At 79.8% G+C, this 1967-nt stretch carries 1 protein-coding gene; it reads left to right on the top strand.

The genetic code is table 11. From position 1 onward, the window contains the following. Positions 1-1967 (top strand): hypothetical protein (locus AB0F11_RS38120; protein WP_362184454.1); only part of this gene is annotated, 1967 nt, incomplete at both ends.

The raw sequence follows: 1967 nt of genomic DNA, 5'->3' as shown, positions 1-1967 counted from the left end.
GTGGTCACGGCGGCCGACCCGGAAGGTCCCCTCGCCGCGGCGCTGCTGCGCGCCTTGAGCCGTGCCGGGGCCCGCGCCGAGGTCCGGCACGACCCCGGCCTGTCGCCCGGACTGGCAGTGGCCACTGCCGGGACTCCCCCGGTGGCCGTGGCCGTCGCCCACACCGCCGACGGCGGCTTCGTCACGTCCCCGGCGCCGCCGGCACGGGCGCATGCGGATGCCGCTGCTGTGGCCGCCTCGATCGCCGCATCGCGCGCGGCGACGGGCGCGGTCGCCGCGTCGGCCGGCCTGTCATCCGGCGTCGCGTCCGACGCCGGCCAAGGCGCCGTTGTCGGTGCCACGGCGGTACCGGCCGGGCCGCAGGCGCCAGGCGGACCGTGGCCGCCCGACGCGACCACCGCCGTGCGTGCCGGTGCCGGGACCCGCGGCGGGGCGTCCCACGACGCCGGTCTGCCGCCCGGGCAGCCGGTGGCCGCCACCGGGACTCCGCCTGCTGTCGAAGCGGTCGTCCACACCGTCTACGGCGACCTCATCACAGCTGCGGACGCGCCTGAGCAGGATCATGCGCACACCACCGGTGTGGCCGCCTCGATCGCCGCGTCGCGCGCCGCGACGGCCGCCGAGCCGCCCAACGCCCCGTCCGGCACCCGGCGGACCGCCGGTGTCGGTCCGACGGCGCTACCGGGCGGAAGCGGATCGGGAGCTCCCGCCGGACCCGGAGTGCCAGACGGGACCGCAGTCGTACGCGCCCGTGCCGGGGCCCCCGCCGAGGCGTGCCGCGGCTCCGGCCTGCTGCCCGGGCGGGGGGTGGCCGTCGCCGGAACTCCGCAAGCGGCCGTAACCGCGGGTGCGCCTGAACAGAACCGTGCGCACATCGCCGCCGGGGCCGCCGCCTCGATCGCCGAGTCGCCCGCTGCGCCGGCCACCGGGCCGTCCCAGGCGCGTTCCGCCGCGCGGTGGAGCACCGCTGCCGATGCCGCGCCGCCGGTCGCGACGGTCCCGGGCGGGCTTGGGGCTCCCGGCGGGCCGGGCGTGCCGGACATGGCCGCGGTGGTGCACACCCGTACCGGAACCAGCCCCGGCGGAACTCCGGCTGTGGCCAGGGCCCACACCCCGAACGGTGGTCTCGTCACCGCCTTGGGCGCGCCGGAGCAGGCGCGTGCCGATGCCGTCGATGCCGCTGCGGTACCGGACGGGGCGGGCGCGCCCGCGATGTCGGCTGCGTTGACCGCCCTGCTGGCCGGTGCCGCGGCGCAGCGGCTGCTGTGTGCCGTGGCCGGGCTGCCCGATCCGGCCGAGCCGGAGGAGGATCCGCGGCTGCTGCCGGGCCTGCCCGCCGTCCTCGTCGCCGAAGCGCGCCCGCCACACGCCTCGTACCACCCCTGGGTCACGGGGCCGGCCGACCCGGCGGGCCCCCCGGCGCCGCCTGCCGCCGACCTGGCCGGGGCCCTGCGCCGTATCGGGGCGCTGGGCGATCCCTACCTGGGGGTGCTCGATGCGCCGCTGCCGGGCGGGCTGCCGCAGCTGCCCGCGGCGCTCGCGGCCTGCCGCACCCCTGCAGGGCCGCTGGTGGCGGGAGCGCCCCGCGCGGACCTGGCCCGCTTCTCCGCGGCGTGCCGCGCAGCCGAACTTCACCTGGCCGACGGGATGTCGGGGCCCGTGGCGGTCGGTGCCGGGCCCGCGCACGCCCTGGGCCGGGCCCTGCGCCGGGCCGCGCTCGCCGCCGAGGAGCGTTCCGGTCCCGGGGGCGGGCTGCTCGACGAGGAATGGCTCGGGCATCCGCAGGCCCGCCACTGGTGGACCGTCCTGACCCGGCACCTGGGACGTCCGGCACGTATGACCGTCCGGCGGTTGGGCGCAGAGGGGCCCTATCTGGCCGTCGTACGGGAGTCCGCGCCGCGGCGCGGTGCGCGCCGCACCGCGGGAGTGGCGGCCCGCGCGGTGGAGGCCACGCCCGCCGACGCGGC

It is taken from the genome of Streptomyces sp. NPDC032472, from assembly GCF_040636955.1.
In the GTDB taxonomy this organism is placed as follows: domain Bacteria; phylum Actinomycetota; class Actinomycetes; order Streptomycetales; family Streptomycetaceae; genus Streptomyces.
This window is presented reverse-complemented; position numbering and strand designations above follow the sequence as displayed.